This is a genomic window from Kitasatospora sp. NPDC032150 (assembly GCF_055579945.1).
The window spans coordinates 4,586-26,622 of the sequence record NZ_JBVIMH010000039.1; the positions used below are offsets into that span (position 1 = coordinate 4,586).

The 22,037-nt window shown below is 68.5% G+C and carries 19 protein-coding genes and 3 pseudogenes; 12 read left to right on the top strand and 10 right to left on the bottom strand.

Annotated features, from left to right (window positions below; genetic code table 11):
* Nucleotides 1-462: 462 nt before the first annotated feature.
* Nucleotides 463-756, top strand: coding sequence for a hypothetical protein (locus tag ACZ5ON_RS30860; protein WP_465599601.1), 294 nt, complete (start codon nt 463-465; stop codon nt 754-756).
* A 158-nt stretch (nt 757-914) separates the two neighbouring features.
* Here the strand turns inward: ACZ5ON_RS30860 and ACZ5ON_RS30865 are convergent, their stop codons facing one another.
* A complete protein-coding gene (locus ACZ5ON_RS30865) occupies nt 915-1,205 on the bottom strand; it encodes a helicase associated domain-containing protein (RefSeq protein WP_465599603.1) in 291 nt (96 codons plus the stop codon).
* Nucleotides 1,206-1,387: 182 nt separating this feature from the next.
* Here ACZ5ON_RS30865 and ACZ5ON_RS30870 point away from each other — a divergent pair, with 182 nt between their 5' ends.
* From ACZ5ON_RS30870 to ACZ5ON_RS30885, 4 genes and pseudogenes are all read left to right on the top strand, one after another.
* Nucleotides 1,388-1,537, top strand: a complete 150-nt coding sequence (locus tag ACZ5ON_RS30870) for an integrase core domain-containing protein (RefSeq protein WP_465599605.1) — start codon at nt 1,388-1,390, stop codon at nt 1,535-1,537.
* Between the two features lie 480 nt (nt 1,538-2,017).
* Nucleotides 2,018-2,644 (top strand): helix-turn-helix domain-containing protein, encoded by a 627-nt coding sequence (locus ACZ5ON_RS30875; RefSeq protein ID WP_465599607.1) that lies wholly within the window; start codon nt 2,018-2,020, stop codon nt 2,642-2,644.
* A complete protein-coding gene (locus tag ACZ5ON_RS30880) occupies nt 2,619-3,872 on the top strand; it encodes an MFS transporter (RefSeq protein ID WP_465599609.1) in 1,254 nt (417 codons plus the stop codon). The genes ACZ5ON_RS30875 and ACZ5ON_RS30880 overlap by 26 nt, the downstream gene beginning before the upstream one ends.
* Nucleotides 3,873-4,026: 154 nt before the next feature.
* A pseudogene (locus ACZ5ON_RS30885) lies at nt 4,027-5,276 on the top strand (IS256 family transposase); the annotation flags it as partial.
* A gap of 764 nt (nt 5,277-6,040) precedes the next feature.
* Here the strand turns inward: ACZ5ON_RS30885 and ACZ5ON_RS30890 are convergent.
* Nucleotides 6,041-6,394: a transposase gene (locus ACZ5ON_RS30890; protein ID WP_465599612.1), complete on the bottom strand. Its 354-nt coding sequence runs from the start codon at nt 6,392-6,394 to the stop codon at nt 6,041-6,043.
* A 210-nt stretch (nt 6,395-6,604) separates the two neighbouring features.
* Entirely contained in the window at nt 6,605-7,048 is a 444-nt protein-coding gene (locus tag ACZ5ON_RS30895; RefSeq protein ID WP_465599614.1) for a MarR family winged helix-turn-helix transcriptional regulator, read from the bottom strand.
* Between the two features lie 114 nt (nt 7,049-7,162).
* Between ACZ5ON_RS30895 and ACZ5ON_RS30900 the strand changes: the two genes are divergently transcribed.
* A complete protein-coding gene (locus tag ACZ5ON_RS30900) occupies nt 7,163-8,275 on the top strand; it encodes an alpha/beta fold hydrolase (protein WP_465599616.1) in 1,113 nt (370 codons plus the stop codon).
* A 225-nt stretch (nt 8,276-8,500) separates the two neighbouring features.
* On the opposite strand, the gene ACZ5ON_RS30905 is transcribed toward ACZ5ON_RS30900, so the two are convergent.
* The gene (locus ACZ5ON_RS30905; RefSeq protein ID WP_465599618.1) at nt 8,501-9,319 is read right to left on the bottom strand and encodes an MBL fold metallo-hydrolase; all 819 of its coding nucleotides are present in this window, start codon (nt 9,317-9,319) and stop codon (nt 8,501-8,503) included.
* A gap of 115 nt (nt 9,320-9,434) precedes the next feature.
* On the opposite strand from ACZ5ON_RS30905, the gene ACZ5ON_RS30910 reads away from it, so the two are divergent.
* Nucleotides 9,435-10,043, top strand: a complete 609-nt coding sequence (locus ACZ5ON_RS30910; RefSeq protein ID WP_465599620.1) for a helix-turn-helix domain-containing protein — start codon at nt 9,435-9,437, stop codon at nt 10,041-10,043.
* A 50-nt stretch (nt 10,044-10,093) separates the two neighbouring features.
* Here ACZ5ON_RS30910 and ACZ5ON_RS30915 read toward each other — a convergent pair whose 3' ends face one another.
* Complete coding sequence (locus tag ACZ5ON_RS30915) at nt 10,094-10,636, bottom strand: transposase (protein WP_465599622.1); 543 nt, start codon at nt 10,634-10,636, stop codon at nt 10,094-10,096.
* A 183-nt stretch (nt 10,637-10,819) separates the two neighbouring features.
* Here ACZ5ON_RS30915 and ACZ5ON_RS30920 point away from each other — a divergent pair.
* A pseudogene (locus tag ACZ5ON_RS30920) lies at nt 10,820-11,383 on the top strand (IS3 family transposase); the annotation flags it as partial.
* Nucleotides 11,384-11,877: 494 nt separating this feature from the next.
* Here ACZ5ON_RS30920 and ACZ5ON_RS30925 read toward each other — a convergent pair.
* From ACZ5ON_RS30925 to ACZ5ON_RS30935, 3 genes and pseudogenes are all read right to left on the bottom strand, one after another.
* Nucleotides 11,878-13,128 (bottom strand): alpha/beta hydrolase family protein, encoded by a 1,251-nt coding sequence (locus tag ACZ5ON_RS30925; RefSeq protein ID WP_465599624.1) that lies wholly within the window; start codon nt 13,126-13,128, stop codon nt 11,878-11,880.
* Between the two features lie 241 nt (nt 13,129-13,369).
* Nucleotides 13,370-14,402, bottom strand: a pseudogene (locus ACZ5ON_RS30930) (IS3 family transposase).
* Nucleotides 14,403-14,622: 220 nt separating this feature from the next.
* Nucleotides 14,623-15,246: a hypothetical protein gene (locus tag ACZ5ON_RS30935; RefSeq protein ID WP_465599626.1), complete on the bottom strand. Its 624-nt coding sequence runs from the start codon at nt 15,244-15,246 to the stop codon at nt 14,623-14,625.
* Between the two features lie 300 nt (nt 15,247-15,546).
* Here ACZ5ON_RS30935 and ACZ5ON_RS30940 point away from each other — a divergent pair, with 300 nt between their 5' ends.
* Nucleotides 15,547-15,930: a type II toxin-antitoxin system PemK/MazF family toxin gene (locus ACZ5ON_RS30940; RefSeq protein WP_465599628.1), complete on the top strand. Its 384-nt coding sequence runs from the start codon at nt 15,547-15,549 to the stop codon at nt 15,928-15,930.
* Between the two features lie 485 nt (nt 15,931-16,415).
* Here ACZ5ON_RS30940 and ACZ5ON_RS30945 read toward each other — a convergent pair whose 3' ends face one another.
* Nucleotides 16,416-17,000 (bottom strand): DUF3995 domain-containing protein, encoded by a 585-nt coding sequence (locus ACZ5ON_RS30945; protein WP_465599630.1) that lies wholly within the window; start codon nt 16,998-17,000, stop codon nt 16,416-16,418.
* A 559-nt stretch (nt 17,001-17,559) separates the two neighbouring features.
* Here ACZ5ON_RS30945 and ACZ5ON_RS30950 point away from each other — a divergent pair.
* Both ACZ5ON_RS30950 and ACZ5ON_RS30955 read left to right on the top strand, forming a co-directional pair.
* Nucleotides 17,560-18,996: an amino acid permease gene (locus tag ACZ5ON_RS30950; RefSeq protein ID WP_465599632.1), complete on the top strand. Its 1,437-nt coding sequence runs from the start codon at nt 17,560-17,562 to the stop codon at nt 18,994-18,996.
* Nucleotides 18,997-19,005: 9 nt separating this feature from the next.
* Entirely contained in the window at nt 19,006-19,527 is a 522-nt protein-coding gene (locus ACZ5ON_RS30955) for a universal stress protein (protein ID WP_465599634.1), read from the top strand.
* Nucleotides 19,528-19,703: 176 nt separating this feature from the next.
* Here the strand turns inward: ACZ5ON_RS30955 and ACZ5ON_RS30960 are convergent, their stop codons facing one another.
* Complete coding sequence (locus ACZ5ON_RS30960; RefSeq protein ID WP_465599636.1) at nt 19,704-20,897, bottom strand: pyridoxal phosphate-dependent aminotransferase; 1,194 nt, start codon at nt 20,895-20,897, stop codon at nt 19,704-19,706.
* Nucleotides 20,898-21,187: 290 nt separating this feature from the next.
* Here ACZ5ON_RS30960 and ACZ5ON_RS30965 point away from each other — a divergent pair, with 290 nt between their 5' ends.
* Nucleotides 21,188-21,997: a class I SAM-dependent methyltransferase gene (locus ACZ5ON_RS30965; RefSeq protein ID WP_465599638.1), complete on the top strand. Its 810-nt coding sequence runs from the start codon at nt 21,188-21,190 to the stop codon at nt 21,995-21,997.
* The last annotated feature ends 40 nt before the right edge of the window (nt 21,998-22,037 follow it).

Sequence of the window (22,037 nt, forward strand, 5' to 3'; positions counted from 1 at the left end):
GAGAAGAAGAACCCCCCCCCCCCCCCCCCCCCCCAACCCCCCCTTCCCCCCCCCCCCCCCCCCCCCCCCCCCCCCCCCCCACCCCCCCACCCCCCCCCCCCCCCCGGGGCCGCATGTGTCCTCCCTACTCCGGCGCCCACCCGGCCACAGCCGGTCCCCACCAGACGCAGAGCCGCGACCACCGCACACCGACGCGCCCGCACCGCGCTCCTGACGACCGTAGCCCTTCTCGTCGGCGCCGCGGCGGCCTTCCTCCTGCTCGAACACTCCGACTACTTCGACGACCCCGCCGAGCACAACGCCGCCGCCACGAGCAGCCTTCCCTCGTCCACCGCCACCACACCGCCCTCCCCCTCAGCGCCCCAGCCACCGACCACGGATTCCGGCTACACCGCCGCCTACACGAACCTCGAACTCACCTCCCCCGATTCAGACCACGAGTTCGACCTGAAAGCCGGAAAGGTGTCCCAAGACACCACCACCTGGTACCTGGGTCGCCAGGCCGGCTCCTTCTACATCCCCGACGACAGCGACGCCTACATCCCACCGGTCGGAGCCCTCACTCTCCCTGACTGCCTCAAGGGCACCGACACCCAACCCACTTCCGCCCTGCCTTTCACCACCCTGCGCGCCGACCGCAGCTTCTGTATCCGCGGCCACGGCGGCCAGGACATCGCCATCGTCCGCACGCTCACCACCGCTTCGGACGACGGCCCGGTCAAGGTCTCCATCACCTACTACCACCGCTCCGCCTGACAGGGTGTGTTCAGCCAACAGACCGTACAGACCCCAGGAGCGTGGCGCCGACCACCGGCCCTGGCTCCGGCCGGGCCGGAGCTACCAGGCCACTCCCAGGGCCTCCAGCTGCCCGAGCTGCTCGGGGCCGAGGTTGTCCCGGCGTGCCTTCGTGTTGTTCAGTCAGGCCCCCAGCGACAGCCCTCGGCGGTCTTGTGAGCACGCGGCACCTTCGCATGCCCCTCCCGCTCGACAAACTCCGCCAGCGCCGCCAGGTGGAGCTGGAACCGGTCCGCGCGGGACACGTTCGGCTTCGCCTCCACAGCCTGCTTCGCAGCCACCAGCTCCTGGTCATCCTCGATCCCGATCGCTGACAGCAGGTCCCGCTGATCGGACTCCAGACCGGGCCAGGCAGCCCGCTGCGCCTTCACCCAGCGGCCGAGTTGCTCGCCTTCGAACACGGTCTCCACGGGCACCTGCGTCGTCGACGCGGCCGTTGGACTCCAGCCACCACTGCCTGGCCACGCTGTAGGTGCGCTGCCAGATGATCGGCCAGGCGGGGCGCCATCACGGGTCGATCTCCTCCAGCGCGGCCCGCCGCTGCGGATCGAGGGCGCCCGGCTCGGCCGCCGGCACCTCGGGGGCGGCCCGAATGCCTCGGCGGTGTGAAGATCGTGTTCCGGCGTTCAGTCAGTGTCGTGGCGGCCTGGCCGCCGCCGAAGCCTGGTACAACATACGAAGGCCGCACACCAGCCTCGGCTACCGCAGTCCCGCCGAGTACGAGACCGTCCTGGCAGCCTGACCACCACACCAACGGTGTCCGTCAAAGCGGAGCAAGCTCACTTCGTCTCGACCGCTGTTGCCTCGCCCTGGTCGGTCCGTTGAGTGATCAGCGCGATCAGTCCAGGCCCGTGCGAACAGTTCGAATCCTGATGAGTCGTTTAGGCCGGCGATGGCTGCCTGTCGAGCCATCGGAGGGGACTGTCTGTCGGTGCAGTGACGGCCGTGGAGCCAGCCGCTCCTGCACGACCGTGCACAGGTCGGCCGGAGCGACACCGACGGCGGCCGCCAGCCGCGGCAGCAACTCCCGCTTCGGAACGCGCGTCCCGGCCAGGTAGAGGCTGCGGTGTTCCCTGTCAAGTCAGCGTGTCGGTGTCCGGAGAGAGGTTGAGAGCGAGCATGGTCTCAGGCCGATTCGGCCCTGAAACCGGCACAACCGATCTTGCTCATCTGCCCCAGAGGCCTTGTCAGAAGACATGTTTCGAGTCTACTGTCTCGAAACATGTCTTCTGAAGAATCAGAGCAGACCCCAGAGCACCACAGGGGTAGCACGCGTCCGCTCCGTCAACTCACTGATCCCAAGACGATGAGAGCGGTCGCTCATCCAACTCGGCTCGCGCTCCTGGAGGCACTCGCCCAGCGAGAACCGCTCACCGCGACGGAAGCCGCCGAGATGATCGGGGAATCGCCGACGAACTGCGCCTTCCATCTGCGCACCTTGGCCAAGTACGGCTTTGTCGAGGAAGCCGGCGGCGCACCCGGTCGGCGCAGGCCGTGGCGACTCAAGCACGTCGGCTTCTCGGTGGACGACACCCAGGGCGATGCGGAGATATCTCATGCCTCCGAAGCTCTGGCCCACTTGCTGTGGGAGACGTGGCTCAACCGGGTTGGCACGGTGAACGCCCGCCGGTCTCGGTTCGAAGGAGCCTGGCGGCAGGTGACCAGCGGAATCGAGAACCTGGCCTACGTGACACCGGAGGAGGCACAGCAACTGAACGCCGACCTGCGTGAGGTCCTCGACCGCTACCGGGACCGCTTGGAGGATCCCTCGCGCCGCCCGGCCGAGAGCCTGCCGGTCGAGATGCTCCTGTTCACATACCCGCTTGACGCGGCCAAGCCGGAGGCCTGACCGGATGGGACACCTGTTAGCAAACCGCAACGCCCGGCTCTACATAGCCGGGCAGACGCTGTCGACCTTCGGCGACTCGGCACTGTGGCTGGCCCTGGGGACCTGGATCAAGATGCTCACCGGGAGTGCCTCGGCAGCGGGCCTGTCGTTCTCCATGTTCGCGCTGGGCACTCTGGGCGGGCCGGTCGGAGGCGTTCTCGCCGACCGGATGCGCCGACGACCCCTACTGATCGCCGCGAACCTGGCCACCGCGGCGCTGGTGGTTATCCTCCTGCTGGTCCACGACCGGAGCCAGGTGTGGCTGATCTACGTCGTGATGTTCGGCTACGGCCTGTCGGCCGGTGTCCTCGGCCCGGCGCAGACGGCTCTGATGCAGACCTTGGTCCCCGAGGAACTCCTGGGGGACGCGAACAGTGCTATGCAGACAGCACAGTGGGGGCTGAGACTGGTCACCCCCCTCCTCGGCGCCGGGCTGCTCGCCACGTTCGGCGCGACTCCGGTGATCATCGGTGACGCGGTGACGTTCCTTGTGGCCGTTGCCACCCTGCTCGCCCTGGAGGTGCGCGAGGAGTCGCCGACGCCGTCCGAACAGCAGTGGCTCGCCGAGGCAGCTGCTGGCGCCCGCCACATCCGCAAAACCCCCAGCCTGCGGCAGCTGACCATGGCCGGCGCTCTGAGCGTGATCGCATTTGGGTTCTCGGAAACAGCCGTCTTCGCTGTGGTGAGTGAGGGGCTGCACCGTCCGGATGCCTTCCTGGGAGTCCTGATCTCGGCCCAGGGAGTCGGCGCGGTCGTCGCCGGGGTCACGGCGGCCCCGTTGATGCGATGCCTCAGCGAAGGCCGCCTCGTCGCCCTGGGCCTGGCTGGCGCCGCGGTGGGGTTCCTCCTGCAGACCGCATCATCAACACCAGCCGTCCTCGCGGGCTCCGCGTTCATCGGCTCAAGCCTGCCGTGGATAAGTGTCGGCATCATGACGCTCTTCCAGCGGCGCACACCGCCAGAGCTAATGGGCAGGACGGACGCGGCGCTCAGCCTGGTTCTCTCCACTCCTCAGACGATCTCGATCGCAGTGGGCGCCGCACTGATCGCCATGGTGGACTACCGAATCCTCCTCCTGGCCATCGCGAGCCTGGCGGCCCTGGCGTCGGCCTACCTGGTCACACGACCCGAGCACCGCCGCCGTGCCGACATCAAACCAGCGACGGCTTCCGCTGACACCGCCCTGTAGCCGCTACCTCGTCCTTTCCGGCTCTCGCCGTACGCCGACACCGGGTCGCGCATGGGCCACCGGAGCGCGTCCGAAAGATCGTGTAAGTCCGTGATGTGACAGCCTGGCCGAGGGCTCGGCCACGGGCTCTCCGGCCAGGCGGAACGGACAAGTCATGACGGACAAGGCGGACCCGGCTGTCGAAGCGACCGGGGACACGCTGGTGGACGAAGTCGTCGAGCGGTTGATGGACCGTGTGGACGCGGGCCCTGCTTGGCGAGGGCGGGCTGCTGACGGAGGCCGCCCGGGCGGTGCTGGAGCGGGCCTTGGACGCGGAGATGACCGAGCACTTGGCTACGAGAAGCACGATCCGGCGGGCCGCGGCTCGGGCAACTCGCGCAACGGGACCTCGCCGAAGCCCGTGCTGACCGGCGTGGGAGCGGTGACGGTGGCGGTGCCCCGGGACCGCAATGGCGACTTCGAGCCACGGTTGATCCCGAAGAACGCCCGGCGGCTGGCTGGCTTCAATGAGCGGATCCTGTCGCTGTACGCACACGGCATGTCGGTGCGCGACATCCGCTCCCACCTCGCCCCGATCTACGGCGTCGAGGTCAGCGCCGACCTGATCAGCAAAGTCACCGACGCCGTGGCGGACGAGCTGGCGAGCTGGCAGAACCGGCCGCTGGACGCGGTCTGGCCGATCATCTACTCGACGCGCTGTGGGTGAAGATCCGTTCCGGATCGGTGAGTTCGAAGCCGGTCTACCTGACGGTCGGGGTCGACATGGACGGCCGCAAGAACGTGCTGGGCCTGTGGGTCGGTGCCGAGAGCGAGGGCGCGACCACGTGGATGGCGGTGCTGTCGGAACTGCGTAACCGGGGCATCGAGGACGTGTGCATCGCCTGCTGCGACGGCCTGAAGGGGCTGCCGGAGGCGGTCACCGCCACCTGGCCCCGGGCAACGGTGCAGACGTGCGTAATCCACTTGATTCGCGCCTCGCTGCGGCTGTCCTCGGCCAGGGACCACGCCACGCTGGCGCCGGCCCTGCGGGCGATCTACACCGCGCCGACCGAGCAGGCCGCCGAGCAGGCCCTGAACGAGCTTGCCGCTTCCGAGTTGGGCGAACGCTACCCGGCCGTGGTCCGCACCTGGCGGGCGGCCTGGAGCGAGTTCACGCCCTACCTCGCGTTCCCACCCGCGATAAGGAGGGTTGTGTACTCGACAAACATGGTGGAGTCGATGAACTCCCGGCTGCGAAAGGCCACCCGCAAGCGCGGCCATTTCCCCTCCGAGCAGGCCGCGTTGAAGGTGCTCTACCTCGCCGTCCGCGAGCAGATCACCCCCAGGGCCCGCGACATCAACCACGTCGCCGCACACTGGAAGGAGGCACTGAACCAGTTCTCGCTCTTCTTCGAGGACCCGCTCAGCATCCAATGGACCCAAGGCACTTACACGAGATCGCCGACACGCCCCCAACAGAAAGGCGGGGTCGGCAACGAGGTTTAACAGGTCGTCGAACCTGCGACGAGGATCATCACGGGCCCAACGGTGCAGCTTCGTCTGGATCTCCAGTACCCGTCGTTCCGCCCCGAACAGGGCGGACTCCAGTTCGTCGGTGTTCACCGGCGACATGTCCCTTCTGGCATTCCAGTACAGTCACTGCTGACTTGCTGGCCCCCTTCGCCCTGTGGCCGCTTCTCTCGGCCTCCCAGACGGGTCGTCACTCCCGCGACTACTACGGGGCCTCCGCCCCGCCCCGCGGTCCTCGGCCGAATCGGGCCTTCCCGTCCTCCGGGCTGGCGGCCCGGCGGCCGGGGCGAACCGGGGAGCGGCTCCCACGTTCACCATGCGATCGGTCGGTCAGGGAGGTGCCCAGCTCTACCCCGGCAGCATCGCCGCGTCTACGCCGCAGACCTTCGACGCAGCCTCCCCACCGTCGGAGATACACGGTTTCGGAGTTGGAGAGCCCGATCAAGCCGGACGTCCCCACGCACTGCAGACCGGCCCATATTCACCAGGTTTGAGCCGGCTTCGCTGTTACGGAGCTTCAACCGCTGGTTCGCTTGCGCTGCACCTTCTCACCTCGCTCGACGGGCCCGCACCGTCTGGTAGTTCCAGCGCGACTCGCCTTTGTCGGGGCCGCTTGCCATCCTCCCCGGCGTTCCCGGCTCGGACTGCCCCCAGCTTCGTCAGGCCGCTGCGACGGCCCAACGGAAGTGGTCTTCCACCACCTCCCGATCTTCACGGCGCCTCGTGGCGCACATCTCCTGGGCAAAAAACACACTGGCGGCCTTGAGGATCTCGTTGGCCCGCCTCAACTCGGCATTCTCTTTGCGGAGTTGCTTCAGCTCCTCCAGTTCGGAGCTCGTCAGGCGATCGTCGCGCTCGCCGGCGTCGGCCTCGGCCTGGCGGACCCAGGACCGCAGGGCTTCCTTGTGGATGCCGAGGTCGCGGGCAACGTGAGCCACCGGGCGGCCGGTCGAGCGGACCTCTCGGACGGCGCGCTCGCGGAGTTCATCGGGGTACTTACGTGGTGCTGGCACTGCTCGTGGTTCTCCTTGAAGCCTGGATCGTAACCCAGGCTTCAAGGACTCCACGAAGATCAGTGCAGCTCAGACCTGACGTCCGATGATGACGATGTCGGCATCGACGTCACCTGGCACGACCCGCTCGCCGTCGTCGACCGCGGCGCGAAACCTGGTGAGCCGCCTCGGCTCCCGTACGCCCATCGCCGGCGGGGGTCGGCCGCGGTGTCAGTCCTGCTCTGGTGCGAGCACCAGTTGACTTGATGCGCGGGCCAGCAGGTCGATCAGGAGGGCGCGTTCCTCGGGGCTGAAGCCGTTGGCGATCCGTCGTTCGATGGTGACGGCCTCCGCGTCGGCCTGCGCGAGCAGTCGGCGTCCGTCCTCGGTGAGGCGCACCTCGACCACCTTGCGATGCCAGGGATGCGGCTGGCGGGTGATCAGGCCCTTCGCCTCCAGGTTGGCGAGCACGGTGGCGATGGTCTGCGGGGTGACCAGACAGGCGCGGGCGAGTGCGGCGGCGGAGAGCCCCGGCTGGTCGTTGAGCGTGTACAGCGCGACGTACTGCGGAACCGTGAGCCCGAGCGGCCGGAGCGCCGCGTGCTTGGCCGCCATCAGCTCCTGCTCCACCCGCTTGATGTGCAGCCCGAGGCGTTCCGTGACCGGCATCTCCATGAAGGTGATCGTACGCCACCAACTCGAACACAGGCTCATGACAGAGCTCTGCTATATGACAGAACTCTGTTAACTTGGGTGAGTCGCCCAGCCACTCACTCATGGAGGCACCCCTTGTCCAGCCGTGAACCGCTTGATCACATCATCGCCGGGTCCGGCCCGGGCCTGGTCCTGATCCACGGCACCGGCGCTGACGCGACCTCGAACTGGGGAGCCCTCATCGATGCGATGCGCGACCGGTACACCGTCGTCGCCCCGAACCTGCCCGGCGCCGGCACCACCCCCGTCGACCCCGCACCGATCGACCTGGACTCACTCGCCGACCGGGTGGTCGCCACCACTCAGGCCGCCGGACTGGAACGGTTCCACCTGGTCGGCCACTCGGTGGGTTCCGTCGTCGCCACGGCCGTGGCCGCCCGCCACCCTGCTGCCGTGACCTCGCTCGTCCTGCACGCCGGATGGGTCAGGACGAGCCCGCGCGAGGCGTTCATCTTCGACCTGTGGGCGCGCCTGCTGCGCACCGACCCGGCCCTACTGGCCCGCCAGTTGATCCTCACCGCGATGGGGCCCGATCTCCTTGGCACCCTCGACGACGCGCAGTTCGCCGAAATGGCCTCGGGTTTCACGGCCATGCTCGATGAGCGCATCCTCGGGCAGATAGAACTCGACACCCGAATCGACCTGCGTGACGCGGTGGGCCGGGTCACCGCGCCGACACTCGTGCTGGCGAGCGCCGACGATCAGATCATCCCGCCCCACCACCAGCGTGAGCTGGCCGCTGCCATCCACCAGGCCGACTACCTCCAGGTCCCCGGCGGCCACGGTCTGCCGTTCGAGGACCCGGCGCGGTTCTTCTCGATCATCACCGAGTACGTGGACAAGCGCCAGGCACAGGGCCAGGCCTGGGGCATCGCGTCGAGGCGTTCCGCCAGTCCCACCAGAACGACCACTGGTTCCTGCCCACCGGGCGGGCAAGCGTACTCGGGGAAGGGGGCCGAAGAGACGTGTCGGCGGTCGACAGCACATGCCCCAGCGCCAGTAGCTCCGCCCACTCGGCGGGGCGCTCAGACGGCCCAACCCAGGCTGGTCGAGCAGGCCCGGACGCGGGCCCTTGGCCTGCTCCAGGACCGCTCCGGGCCGTTCGCCGACCCGTGGCCCACCTGGGCACCGGATCCCGCCTGGCTGCTGCCTGAGCTCCCGGACGGTGCCGACCGGACCGCCCTGTAGGCCGCCGGCGTCACCGCAAATCGTCAAGGTCGCCGGGCGGCGCCCGTGGATCCACGGCCGACCGATGCCGCGGATTTCCTCGACCGGGATGGGCTGGAGGCCGTCGCGCATGCGGCTGGTGTCGAGGCGGCCGTCCCGGTGGTCGAGTTGGTGGGCGACCAGCCGGGCCAGATGAGCTTGCCCTTGGCCGCCATCCCGAGCGCAGCCCGGAGCCGACAGAGTCGATCAGCCGATCGGTGGTGCGAGGTATTCCAGCGCATAACCGTCGCCGGAGGGGGTTACGCGGGCGATGCCGGGTGAGTCGAGGTGGGCGCCGGCTACGAAGTGGTGTGGTTTGGTCAGTTGTTCGAGGAGGGCCGCTCGCGCGGCGCGGGCCTGGGACTGGTTGCCGTCGAGCTCCCAGGACACGTTCGGCTGATCGAATTGGAGCGTGGGAACGTGAACGGTGTCGCCCCAGACGAGAAGGTGGCCGGTGCCGCTCCTGATGTCGTACACGGTGTGACCGGGTGTGTGGCCCGGTGTCGGGATCGCGCTGGTCCAGTCGTTGATCGCGACCTTCTCCGACACGGGTACGACCCGGTCGCGGATCGGCTCGAGCCGCCCCGTGAACACCGAGGCGTCGCCCGCGCCGATCCACACGCGCTCGAGTCTGGTGAACGCCTCTGAACCGTCCGGCGCGATCAGGCCGCTCACGTGGTCTTCGTGCTTGTGAGTGATGGCCACATCGGTGACACGCGCGCGGTCGATTCCTGCTTCGTCGAGCGCATCGTAGATCAATCCCATGGTGGGGTCGTGCCAGGCGTTGGACGCGCCGGTGTCGATGAGCACCGACCGCGTGCCGTCGGTGACGAAGAAGGCGTTGACCGACAGCCGCAAGTTGTCGCCGGCCAGCGGGACGGCGGCCGGCAGCACATCGAGCGTGCGCCCGTCCTCGTCGCGGAGCCGTGTCGGCGGCATGTCGATGTACCCGTCTCGCAACGAGATCACCTGCAGGTCGCCGAATTCGAACGTGGCATGGTGCCGGCCACTCGAGATCAAACGCATGGAACCCCTCCGTCGTGTCGGGCGTACATCGCGCGTCTCCGATAGAAGATCAATTCTTCTTTAGGAGAAACACTACACTGTGGGGCAGCGGGGTACCCATCGATCGAGGAGCACGGTGGTCGAGCAAGACGGGAACGCGACCGAACCACAGCACGGTGACGACCTGGCCGGTGCGTTCGGCGGTAACGTGCGGCGACGCCGCGAGGAGGCTGGCCTGACGCTGGAGCAGCTGTCCACACAGTCGTCGGTCAGCCGGGCCATGCTGTCCAAGGTCGAACGCGGCGAGAAGAGCCCGACGATCGGCGTCGCGTCCAGGATCGCCCACGCGCTCGACGTGTCGCTCTCGGACCTGATCGGTGCGCCAGCTGCTGCCGCGCCCGGCGTGGCCATTGTCATGCGCAAGAACGATCGCCCCGTTTACCGTGATCCGGAAACCGGCTTCGAGCGGCACATGGTGTCAGCCGCCCCGGGCGCGGGAGGAGGCGAGATGGTCGTCCACTACCTCCCCGCGCAGGTCTCCACCGGACTGCTGCCCGCGTATCCGCCGGGTACCGAGAAACAACTCGTGGTGCTCGAAGGCACCCTCACCGTCGCGATCGGCGGAATCAGCGAGACCCTGAACACGGGCGACTCCCTGTTCTTCCAGGCCGACGCGGACCACGGCTTCGCCAACCCGACGAACGCGCCCTGCGAATACATCATGGTCATCTCGCGCAGAACCTGATCGGCGGCAGCTCGCGGGCCTGGACAAAGCCGGCCAAGGCATCGCCAGACTCACGGCATTCTTCGGGAAAGCCGACTTGCGAGCGGCTCCGCGGCGCGTCGGCCCGATTCCTCCACCCATGCGGCGCAGGACCGCAACGTAGTCGTTCCCCCGCCAGCGTGGCCGAGGCGTCCGGATCGAAACCGTCGGGGAAGCCGGCGCTGGATGGTGGGGCAGCGGCGGGCGGAGGAGCGCACCAGGAAGTGCGCGCTGGTGGCCTGGATGTCGCGCAGGCACTCCCATACGTCGAGACCTGCGTCCGCCAGGACCAGCATCCGGGCGCTGAGGTGGTGCGACAAACGTCGGGCATAGGCGAGCTCACCGTCCTCCTCGGGTCCGAAAGCGGCGGCGACCACCGCGAGGGTACCGGTCTCGACCAAGGTGACCGGCCGCAGCAGCGGGCAGCCGAACTCGCGCTGCTCACCGCGGCGCTTGGGGAAGCGCGCGGTGACCGGATCACGGTCCGGCAGCTGCAGGCTGGTGCCGTCGAAGGCGACTGTGTGCAGTACGCGCCGCTGTTCGACCAATTCGCTGCCCGGCAGTTGACGGACCATCGGATACCCGGTGCGGCGGTGACCGTGGTGGCCGGCGGGCACGAGGTGCTCAGTGGCGGCTACGGGGTTGCGGACGTGAAGACGGGTAAGGCCGTCGGTCCGCGAGGACCGCCTTCTTCATGGGCTCCGACGCCAAGGTCCTGACCGCCGTCGTCGAGCGAGCACCGCTGCACCGGCCGCCAGGCTCGCAAGCCGGTGTTCGTGCCGGACCTGATCGGGCGCGACTTCACCGCACCCCGCCCCGGAGTGCGGCTGGTCGGCGACATGACCTGCCTGCCGACCGAGGAGGGCTGGCTCTACCTGGCCACCTGCATCGATCTGGCCACCCGCGAGGTCGTCGGCTACGCGATGGCCGACCACCACCGCGCCGAGCTGCCGGTGGCCGCGTTGCGGATGGCGGCCGGCCGCGGCGGCCTGGAGCGCGGCTGTATTTTCCACTCGGATCGCGGAAGTGAATATACGTCGACTGAATTCCGAACTGAGATAAGCAAGTTGGACATGAGGCAGTCGATGGGACGAGTCGGCTCCTGTTACGATAACGCTGCCGCTGAGAGCTTCTTCGCCGTGTTGAAGGAGGAGATCGGCACTCGGATCCGGCCGGACCGCGCCACCGCCCGCGCGGAGGTCTTCGCATTCATCGAGACCTTCTACAACCGCAGGCGCCTGCGCAAGCACCCCCAGTGGGGCTACCTCACCCCACTCGAAATCCGACAGCGACACCAGCAAGGTCACGCCTTGGCGGCGTAGACGGACAGTGTCCAACCGCGGGTGGAACTTCAGGAGCCATGGAATGCGGGAACCGACCATGCGCCCGAAGACACCGCCGCCCGCGCCGGGGCGTGAGGGCTCCGTGGCCCGGCTGATGGACCTGGACGGCCGGGGCGAGCTGACTACCGCTCACGTACGGCTGGTTGCTTCGGCGATGGGGGAGAGCGGGCGGTCTGGTACTGGGTGGCTGTCGCCCGCGCGGAGGGGCGGCTTTCGGCCCGGTCGCGCGAGAGTGCGGTGGTCACCCCGGAGGTCTGGCGTCTGCTGGCTTTCTGAGGCGGGAACGTCGCCGCGGTCCACCGCGAGCTCGTCGCCCAGGCCGCCGGCGATCCCACGGTTGTCGTTCCGTCGCTGCGCGCCCTGCAGCGCGCGGTGCACAGAGAACTTTCGGTGGGGGAGCGGGCCGGGCTGCGGGGCGGGGGGCCGGGCGGCGCCCTGATGGTGCGTCAGGCTGCGCAAGCGGCGGCGGGACCTCAGCGTCCGGCGAGGGTGTCGAACCAGGTGCGGATGAGGGGATAGGAGGCCAGCGCCGAGCGGTTGTGGTCGGCGGCGCCCGCGTCCACCACCGGCGCGTCGACCCCGGCACCCGCCAACTGCGCCTTGCAGCTGCGGGTGTTGGTGGGTGCCACGTCCCGGTCGCCGTCCGCGTCGTAGAGCTGGACCGGCACCTGCGGGGCCCACTGGCAGACGCTGTCCGCCACCCGGAACATCTGAGCGAACTTGCCGGTCGGGTGTTGGAGTTGCTGCAGGAAGGCGGGAGTGAAGAGCTGCTGCAGGCTGTCCGGGAGGGCGGCGGCCACCTGCTCGTCGGTGTGCTCGCCGTCGAACAGGTCGGTCACGGTGCGGTCGTAGGGCGCCTGGAAGGCCTCGGCGGGCGAGCCGTAGAGCGGGTGCAGCCTGTTCCACGCGACCACCAGGTCGGCGGCGTAGAACGTGGCGTGCGTGCCGAGCAGTTGGCCGCCGAGGGCGGCCGGCAGCTCGCTGCCCGTCAGGTCGTACGGTCCGCTCACCGGGGCCAGTGCGGTCAGCCGGTATCCGGGGACCTGCCCATGCTGCAACGCCCGCCCGATGCTCATCGCGGCCGCCCCGCCCTCGGAGAAGCCGGTCACCAGCACCCGGCCGTCGGCGCGCATGCCGTGCCGGGCCTCGACCTCCCGGGCGGCGACCAGCAGGTCGGTCGAGGCCGTGGTCTCCGAGGGCGCGTCCAGGTACGGGTGGGTGCCGGGCCCGACGCCCAGCCCCAGGTAGTCCGGCGCCACTGCGGCGAAGCCGTCCCCGGCGAACATCACCGCCGCCGCGCGGTTGGGCCCGTCCGCCACTGACGGGGCCTCACCCCGGTAGGCCATGGTGCCGTGCGCGTACTCGACGGTGGTCAGTGCGCGCGGCCCCGGATCGCGGGGGAGCGCCACCAGCCCGCTCGCGGTGGTGGGCCGCCCCTCGGGGGTGACGGTCCGGTAGACCACCCGCTCCAGCTCGACCCCGCCCCGTTCGGCCGGGGTGACGAAGCCGGCGTCCCGGACACTGGTGGTGGCCTGCTGGGCGTCCAGTAAGGCGAGCGGGGTGACCGAGACCACGGTGCCGCGGTGTGCCCGGCCGGCGCCCAGGTCGGCCGCCGTCGCGGTGGCGCTGCCGGCCCCGGCGGTCAGGCAGAGGACGGCGGCGGCTGCGGACAGCCGCAGGGCGGTGCGGCGGTGCGACTGCTGCTTCGGCATCGGGTTGGTCATCGAAGTGTTCCCTCGTTCGGTTGCGCTCCCGGGCCTTCCCGGTGCCCCCAACACTTCCAGCGCGGCGGCCCGGGAACCATGGAGCTGCCGGGCGTACCGGGGGTGGGGAGAACCCCCGGTACGCCCGGGGGAGAACGAGACCTCAGGTGCCGAACGAGGCGAACCCGAAGCGCCAGGAGGCGTGCACCGGCTGCCGGTTGAGTTACGACTGAGGTGACCCCCGGATTGTGGACACAGGGGTTTACGCCGCGAGTGAGAGTTTAGTCGTCGTGTGTTGCTGCTGTTCGAACTCCATCGGGGAGAGGTAGGCCAGTGCGCTGTGGCGTCGCCGTGCGTTGTAGTACGTGAGCCACCGCAGGATCACCATTCGGCCTGCTCCATCGTGGAGAACAGCATCCTGTACCGCCGCCACCGCCATCTCAAGGGCGTTGACGACCAGTTCGGCCCGCATGTGCGGGGCCATCGACCAGCCCAGGACCCGGCGTGAGCAGATGTCGATCACGCAGGCCAGGAACAGCCACCGGCCCCCGACCTGGACGTAGGTGATGTCGCCGCACCAGCGCTGGTCGAGCCGGGAGGCGGTGAAGTCCCGCTGCACCAGGTCCGGCACCGGCGGCGCCACCGGACCGGGGACGGTGGTCCGCTTCCGGCGGCGAAGGTGACGGCCGACGATGCCGTGCTCGCGCATCAGCCGTGCCACCCGCTTGCGGTTCACGTGGTGTCCGGATCCTTGCAGGTCGGTATGAACGCGCAGTACTCCATAGGTCTCGCCGGAGACGGCGTGGATCCCGCGGATCTCCGCCGCCAGGGCCTGATCGGCTGCCTGCCGAATGGCACGGGCCTCCGCACCGGCCAGCCACCGGTAGTAGCCCGAGCGGGAGACCTGCAGCACCCGGCACAGCCGCTGGACGCCGAACTCGCCGGCGCACTCGGAGATGAAGTCCCAGCGGCGGGACGTCACTTCATCTCCTTGGCGAAATACTGGGCCGCCCGGCGGAGGATCTCCCGCTCCAGCTGCCACTCCTTCTCCGCCTTCAGCAGTCGGGCGTTCTCCGCCCGCAACCGGGCCAGCTCCTCCTGGTGGTCCTCCGGTCCGGACCCGCCGGCTAGAGCTTGCCCGCCGCCGTCGGCCGCACGAACCCACAACCGCAGCGTCTCCCGGGTGATCCCCAGGTCAGCCGCAACGTCCTTCATCGTCCGCTGCCCCGCGCCGAGGCCCGCCACAACGCCACCGCATCCGCCCGGAACTCCGGGGTGTACTTCCGCCCTGCCATATGAACCATCTTCCCGGACCATCAAGATCCGCCATCAGAGTGTCCACATCACAGGGGTCACCTCAGTGCCGTACCCGGAGGGTGAGCACCATGCTGCTGATCGTGGTGTTGGACGAAGCGAGAGGGCGGTGAACGGCCGGGGCGTCCTCGCCCCGGCCGTTCACCGCCCAGCTCCGTCCCCGCCGGTGCCCGGTGGCGGGCGGCCCGGCGTCCGAGTCCGCTACGCGGCGTCGAGGCCGTGCAGTTGGGCCTGCGCGTCGGCCAGGGTGGTCTTCGGGACGCCGATCAGTACCTGCGGGGAGCCGATTTCCCCGCTCGGGCAGAAGCGGGCGTCCTTGAAGACGGGGATGGGCAGGGCCAGGACTCCCTCGTTGCGGAACAGGACAAGGAGGTTGCCAGTCGTGCAGCTCGCGTTCGGGGCGATCGGCGGAGAGGAGAGCCAGGTGACGGGCTGGTAGACCGAATGTCCCACCGGTACCACAGTGCCGTGCGCCCGGTCGGTGGAGAAGATGCCATCGCCCAGGACGCCGGTGGTCAGCCTGGTGAACTCGCCGCTCGTGTGGTCGGTCCGCAGATCGGCGGGCCCGTACATCACGCAGTTCTGCCTCGAGGTGTTGGTGAGCTTGATGACGCCGGTCCACCGGCCATCGGCACTCTTGTTCAGACCGATCATCTTGGGCGCGATGTCGCTCTCCGACTCGGAGTTGCCGCACAGAGCGACGTCATGGCCACTTGACCGCGCCGCAGATCCGGCGGCACTGGCGGGGCCGCTGAAGGCGGTGAGGGAGAGGACGGTGGTCGCGGCGAGAGCCGCGGCGGTGAACAGACGACGGTGAGTCGACATGGTGAACCCCCTGAGTTTTCCGGCCTGTTGCTCACAAGAGGCCGGGTTCGTCGTTGCTGGTATCTCTCTACACGCAGCCCCGGCCCGCCCGGTCGCGCCTGTTACAGTTCCGTGACGGGCGAGTTGTGCCGAGGCCGCGCCACCAGTCCCTGTGCCTCCTCGCTTCCGGTCGACCACCACTGCCGTTCCCGTGGCCCTCGGAACGTTGACCGAGGCCAGGATGTACCGCGGCAGCCGCCACCCGTCGTCCCCGACCAGGGAGGCGAACGTGCCCAGTAAACGGCCCGCCGCTCGGCCGGCGTGTGCTCGGCCTCCAGCCACGTCGTACCGATCACCGCGTACGAACGCCGCGCGCTGGCCGTGCTCTGGATGGCCGACCTCTCCCCGGTCATCGGTTCCGAGCGGGCCGGCCGCCGACCCGTCGTGGTCGTCTCCAGCCCCCTGTTCGCCTCCTTCCCCACCGCTATGGCCATCGTGATCCCCCTCACCACCGCCGACCGTGGCCTGCCCCACCACGTTCCCCTCACTTCCCCCCAGTCCGGCCTCAACCGGCTCAGCTGGGCCCGCACCGACGACGTCCGCACCATCTCCGAACAGCGCCTCACCGGCCGGCCGCTTGGAACCGTCACTGATAAGGAAGCCGACGAGATCCGCACCTACCTGCGGCTGGTGATCGACCTGTGACACCCCGCCCCGGGCCGTCGACGGTGCCGCCCGGGGCAGCACACCGTGTCGACCAGGAACAGCACGGTCAACCCGAGGAAGGCGGCAACGAACGAAGCCCGGCCTTGACCGGGTCTCGGTGTGACACCGGTGGCCGACTTGTTGGAAGGTGTCGGCACTCATGTCTATCCGACCGTTAGCCCGAAGAGTGCCACCAGAGCCGCGTAGCCGAGTACGAGCGCTAGGTCCCGATCTACGGCGGATGCGGCGTGTTGGGTTGGCCTCGAGGCGAGCGCGGCCCCGATTTCCTGGCCGCCTCCCAGCCCCCTAGCGGTTCCTTTCCGGTCGGCTGGAGCAGCAGCCAGCCAGGATCACGGCGATCGCCGAACTCACCGCGCCGCAGCGACACCTGCCGCCGACAACCGGGTGGCGCGAACGCTTCCGCAGCGTGGATCGTGAGTAATTGTCAATACCCGTGGATCGGTTGAGCTTGGTCAGGAAGCTGCCTATCCGACTCCGGCTACCAGAGCAGTGGCGGACAGGGCGAGCGCGCCAAGGCCGCCGGCGGTGCCCGCGATCGCGGCATCCCGACGGTGGGCTGCTTGGTTCAGGTGGGTTCGTGCGGCGAGCATGAAGGCGATGCCTCCAGTCACGAACCAGGGGCCCCATAGATAGGTGTACCAGCGGCTGACCGACAGCAGCTCTGGGGCGAGGTTGATGGTGTGCGTCTGTACGAGCAGTCCCTGACCGATGAACAGAGCTCCATGCCAGACGAGCAGAACCCCGGCACCCCATGCCATCAACTGCGGGAGTCGATCCATTCCGCGGCCGCACGCGCGGCAGCGCACCAGAGCCAAGCCCAGTACCCCGCCGACGACTTTGAGCGCGCCCGTCACCCACAACACAGCGATGAAGCCCGCGTCCCGCGCCTGAGCCAGCTTGACCAGCGATGGTGAGATCGTGGACGAGGTCCAGGCCAGACCGCCCATCGCCCAATAGAAGCTCGGAACGGCGAAGACGAACCCCCATAGGGCAGCGGCATACCCAGGCCATCTGGCGGGACGACGTGCGGGATCAAGATGCGGACTCACGATGGCGATTCTGCCTGGGCCGCCAACGGCCCATTGCAACCTCGGCCGTGACGTGACAGGGGTCACGCCTTGAGCTCGGTCAAGCTGTGACGAGTTCGGGCCGTTCGACGAGTTGGCCGCGTTCGAAGCGTGCTCCGGCTGGTGCCCCCTGTACGACGGCGACACGCTCCCCACGACAGCCCCCTCACAGCACGACCAACCCGGAGATCATTCACCATCAGCCGACGTGACAGTGCTTCCGCTTCACCATCTGGGACCACGTCACCGAGACCATCGGCCTGCCCACCGCAGCCTGACCCAAGCGCCCCACCCACCCCGGCACGCCCTCAGCCGGACACGTGCGCATCAACGTGACAATGTCTCTGAAACGGGCGTGCGTAGATCGAAACACTGAACCAAAATATCGTACGAGCACACACCGAGTGACTGTTGAGTAGCTCAGGGGCGGGTGGTTCGGAACGTGCCAGCACACCGGACGAACACAAGGGGTTCAGCTTCTCGCCGACTGCATGACTCGTCATCAGTCGGCTGCTGACCGGACAGAGAAGGACAGTGAAGGATGCAGCCACAGAAAGCCGTGGAACCGTTAGCCGTCCAGGACGGGGAAGCCGGTACGGGTGCTGCGGCGGCCACCGCGGAGTACCAACGCGGGCTCGGCACGCGGCACATCCAGATGATCGCCATCGGCGGCACCATCGGCACCGGACTCTTCCTCGGTGCCGGCACCGCGATATCGCAGGCGGGCCCGAGCCTCATCATCTGGTACGCCGTTGCCGGATGCGTGCTCTTCGTCGTGATGCGGGCGCTCGGCGAACTCCTCACCCATCGCGGTGATCCGGGGGGTTTCGTCAGCTACGCGCAGGAATTCCTGGGACCGTTCTGGGGCTACGCCACCGCATGGACCTACTGGATCATGTGGGTCACCACCGGCATGGCCGAGATCACCGCGGCCGGACAGTACGTCAGGTACTGGTACCCGCAGATCCCGCAGTGGCAGACGGCCCTGGTCGCCTTGGTGGTGCTCTTCGCGGTCAATCTGATCTCGGTCAAGTCCTTCGGTGAGCTGGAGTTCTGGTTCGCCCTGATCAAGGTCGTCGCCATCGTCGGCATGATCGTGGTCGGACTGGTGATTCTCACCCTGGGCGTCGGCCCGGCGGGGCATTCGGCCTCGGTGACCCATCTGTGGCAGGACGGCGGCATCGCACCCCGTGGCATGTGGCACTCGTTGATGACCCTGCAGATCGTGCTCTTCGCCTACCTCGGAGTGGAGCTCGTCGGCGTCACCGCGGGCGAGGCCGAAGACCCGCGCCGCAACATCCCACGCGCCATCAACAGCCTGCCGGTGCGGTTCGGCCTCTTCTACATCGGCACCCTGCTGGTGATCCTCTCGGTGGTGAGCTGGAGCGCGTTCCAGCCCGGCGTCAGCCCCTTCGTCGCCGTCTTCGCGAAGGTCGGCATCCCGGCGGCGGCCGGGATCGTCAACTTCGTCGTCCTCACCTCCGCGCTCTCCTCCTGCAACGCGGGCGGCCTGTACTCCACGGCGCGCATGCTGCGCACGGCGGGGCGGAACGGCCACGCGCCGGCGGCACTCGGCCGGCTGACGCGGCGCGGTGTGCCGGCGCCGGCGCTGGCCGTCTCGGCAGTGGTGATGGCGATCGGCGTGTGGGTCAACGGGGTGGATCCCGAGCACGCCTTCGCCTACATCACCTCCGTGTCGACTGGCGGAGCGATCCTCGTCTGGAGCACCATCCTGGTGACGCACCTCCGGTACCGCCGCGCGGTGGCGGCGGGCCGGGCGGCGGGCTCGGACTACCGGCTGCCCGGCGCCCCGTACTCCACCTGGCTGGCGCTCGGCTTCTTCGCCCTGGTGACGGTGCTCATCGCCTGGAAGAGCGACACCCGGATCGCCCTGTACGTCATGGGCGTCTGGGTGGCACTCCTCTGCCTGGGCTATGCCGGGCTGCGCGCCAACCAGCGGCTCCGGCAAGCTGGTTGAGCCGGACCCATGGCACACGGCGCAGCACGAGTCGTCGTCGGGGTGAGCGGCTCCCCAGGTGGTCTCGCGGCACTTCGCCAGGGGGCCCGGGAGGCCCGGAAGAACGGCGGAATCCTAGTGGCCGTACACGAGTGGTACCCGCCGGGCGGCCGGGGGCCGGACCGTGGCCGGATCCCCCCGTCGCTCCTGGAGCTGTGGGAGAACCAGGCCTCGGCCCGGCTGGAGGCGGCGCTCGGCGCCGTCTTCGGCGGCTTCCCGGCGGGGATGCGGACCGACCTGGTGACCATCGAGTCGCTGCCGGGCTGGGGGCTGTGCGCTGTCGCCGACCGGGTCGATGACCTCGTGGTGATCGGTGCCGGCGGCCGCGGCCCGTTCAAGTGGCTGTGCGGCCGGGTCCGCCGCCACGTCCTGGCGAAGGCCCGGTGTCCGGTGCTGACCGTGCCGGCGCCCGTCATACCGTGGCGCGAGAGCCGTAGGCTCCGGCGGGCCAGCCCTTCGGACTTCGCGCCCGGCCGGGCCGGCGGGCCGTGACAGGTGAGCATCGGCACTCACCTGCCACGGGGCACCACCCGGCCGTCGGTCGACTGACTCTGGCCATTTCATGGCCAGTTGCTACTCATAGGGGGACGCAAGTGTTGTACGCGGCGTGTGAACATCCGCTGACCGATCCATCGGAGGTCCGGGTCCGGCGACGGTCCACCGCTGGCTCATCGGGACTTCGCCGGTACCCTCAACCGGTCGGCCGCCTCGGTGAGGACCTCGGGGCGCTTGCAGAAGGCGAAGCGGATGAACGGTGCGCCCGCCTCCTTGTCGTCGTAGAAGACGGCGCTGGGAATGGCCACGACGCCGTGGCTCGCCGGCAGGGCGTGGCAGAAGTCCGGTCCGTTCGTCGGCAGTTCGACCCCCGCCGCGACGAGCGGACGGATGTCGGCGGTCACGAAGTAGGTGCCCTGCGGGACGAAGATCCCGAAGCCCGCGTCGCGCAGCCCCGCGCAGAGCAGGTCCCGCTTGGCCCGCATGTCCTCCCTGAAGGCGGTGAAGTAGGAGTCGGGCAGCCGCAGTGCCTCCGCGAGGGCGTACTGGAACGGGCCGCCGCTCACGTAGGTGAGGAACTGCTTGGCCGTACGCACCGCCCGCACCAGCGGCTCGGCCCCGGTTACCCAGCCGATCTTCCAGCCGGTGAACGAGAAGGTCTTGCCCGCGGAGCCCACCGTGAGCGTCCGCTCCCGCATGCCGGGGAACGAGGCGATCGGCACGTGGCTGCCGTCGAAGACCAGGTGCTCGTACACCTCGTCGGAGATGACCAGGAGGTTGTGCTCGCATGCGAGTTCGGCGATCTCAGCCAACTCGCCGCGGGTCAAGACGGTGCCGCTGGGGTTGTGGGGCGTGTTCAACAGGAGCAGCCGGGTGCGGGGGGTGATGGCCTCCCGCAGTTCCGCGAGGTCCAGGGTGAACCGCTGCCCGTCCGGACGGAGCGGGACGGTAACCCGGGTGGCCCCGCTCATGGCGATGCCGGCCGCGTAGGAGTCGTAGTACGGCTCCAGGGTGATCACCTCGTCGCCCGGCTCGAGGAGGGCCAGCAGTGCCGCGGCGATGCCCTCGGTGGCGCCGGCGGTGACTAGGACCTCGCTGTCCGGATCGTAGCCGAGGCCGTACCAGTGCTCCTGGTGGTCGCTGACGGCCGTGCGCAGCTCGGGAACGCCGGCGGCCGAGGGGTACTGGTTGCCGTGGCCGTCCCGCAGGGCGCGCACCGCCGCCTCGCGCACCTGAGCGGGTCCGTCGGTGTCCGGAAAACCTTGGCCGAGATTGATTGCTCCGGCTGCCGCGGCGAGTTCGCTCATTTCCGCGAATATCGTTGTACCGAAGCCGGACAGGCGCTGGTTGAGGAGCGGTCGGGTCAACTTTATCCTCCTGCTGAATAGCGTGTGATTTGCACCGTCCGAAGTCGGGCGGCACAACCTTGATACCAGAGATAGATGCTCCGGTATAAGAAACCCGAAACTTATGTGATCCAGATCATGGCTCCTGCTTGGGAGTATTTGCTACGCTCCTTCGAGTCGCCATAATCCTGGCCGTTGAGAAGAGCGCCGACCCGGGACTTGATCACCGCCGTGGATGCCGGTGATGAACCGGCGCTGACGGGCTGGTTGTTTCGACGGGTTTCTCATGGGATATGCCTACCGGTTGGTATGTGCAGTCTGAGAAGATCTCCATCTGGCCCCCTAAGAGCCCATTGTCATGCTTCTCGTTTTTTGTGTCGGAGGATTCCATGCATGCTGCTCAAGTCGGCGTGATAGCACAGCAAGAGGTTCCCGGAAGTGACGACTTCTACCGCGATCGAGGCGCCTCCGCGATCATGAGGGCGGCGCACTTTCCCGACGAGTTACTCGCCTTTCTCCAGCTGGAGTTACTCGTCGCCCGCGAGACTGTGGCCTTCCATGGCTGCGACACCCTGATCGAGCTGGGGTGTTATGACGGCCGTGCGCTGGAGGTCGCACGGGTTGCAGGCATCTCCTACCTCGGCATTGATGTGAACCGCCGGGGGATCGAAGCGCTCAAACAGCGCATCGCCGACGAGGGGCTGCGGGGGCGGGCTGAGGCCGTCCACGGGAATGCGCTCAAGAGTGACGAATGGCAGTCCCGCATTTCGGGGGTGAACCCCCTGCAAGTGGTCCCATTCAATCTCATCGGCAACTTCGCCGAACCGGCGGAACTGCTCCGTGAGATGAGCAAGGTGGGAGGCATTGCGCTGGTCTCGGCATTCAATGCCGAACCGTGGACCACCGAGGTGCGCCGGGCGTACTACTCGGCCTGCGGCATCGACGCCTTGACGGAGGAGTCCGGCCGCTACGGCGGTGTGCGATTCCGGGGAAACGACGGTTTCGAATCTGAGTCGTTTGGTGGCGAAGGACTTTCGGAGCTGCTGGCAGAATCCGGGGTTGAGGTGCTGGCTGAATCGGCGAATCGCTACGGCCGCTGCATCACCCTCGGCCTCGGCTGAGATCAGTTGAAGTCTCGTCTGAACTCGCACGACAAACGTC